Raw genomic sequence first — 895 nt, forward strand, 5'->3', positions numbered from 1 at the left:
CAAACAAAAAATAATTGCTGCTTGGGTAATTTTATCTGCCAATGGATCTAAAAGCTTGCCTACTTCAGAAATTTGCTGATATTTACGAGCTATCCAACCATCTAGCAAATCAGTCAAACCTGAAATTAAAAGAATCAGAGCCGCATAATAATAATGAATTGGTTCAGTTGATTTTAAGTAGGTTAAAACAAAAAGCGGAACTAATAATAAACGGATGCAAGATAAAATATTCGGAATGGTTACCCATTTGTTTCTATTGTATGTCGACATTATTAATCAACTCCTTTTTAAAGAATTCTTATAGCTGAAAAAATACATTTCCTTCTATTTCAAAAAAAGAGGTCAATGATCTTTAATCACTGACACTCTTATAAAAAATTTAGTTTTAATTAGCTCGGTCTTCCTATTTCGGCTAATTTTTGGCTTCTTCATAGTCAAATGAATCAATAGAATAAACCATTTCACTAAAATCTTTTAACCCATAAAAAATATCTTCTTTTTCTGTTGGAATATCTACATATAAAGGCATGGCAGTATTCGGCTCAAGTATGCCGAACTTATCTTCAGTAAGAGAAAGGGCCTTTTTATCTAAAATAACTTCATCTGAAGTATTACTGAAACTAATGGACATTTGTATATTAGTCATTGAAATTTCTGTCAAATTAACTAAGATAAAAATTGCTTGTGTTTTTTCAGTTTCATTTAAATACATCCCCGTAAAGTGAATGGCTACATCATTAGGGATACCGATAGAATCTGCGCTTTTTATTCTAGTTTCAATTTCTTGCAAGACAGGATCTGTTTCGAGTGTAAATCCATTTTCTATATCCGATTTTTGAGGAACTAACGGTATCTCATTTGCTGTTTTTTCTGTTTCACTTGAAGAACTACCTTT

At 30.9% G+C, this 895-nt stretch carries 2 protein-coding genes; both read right to left on the reverse strand.

Features of this window, described 5'->3' with window-relative positions:
• A partial coding sequence (locus RT405_RS06940) for a CDP-alcohol phosphatidyltransferase family protein (protein ID WP_313468686.1) occupies positions 1 to 270 on the reverse strand: 270 nt, incomplete at its 3' end.
• 142 nt (positions 271 to 412) lie between these two features.
• Positions 413 to 895, reverse strand: a 483-nt coding sequence (locus RT405_RS06945) for a hypothetical protein (RefSeq protein WP_313468688.1), incomplete at its 5' end; no start/stop codon positions are given.

Source organism: Carnobacterium sp., assembly GCF_032094055.1.
Classification (GTDB): domain Bacteria; phylum Bacillota; class Bacilli; order Lactobacillales; family Carnobacteriaceae; genus Carnobacterium_A.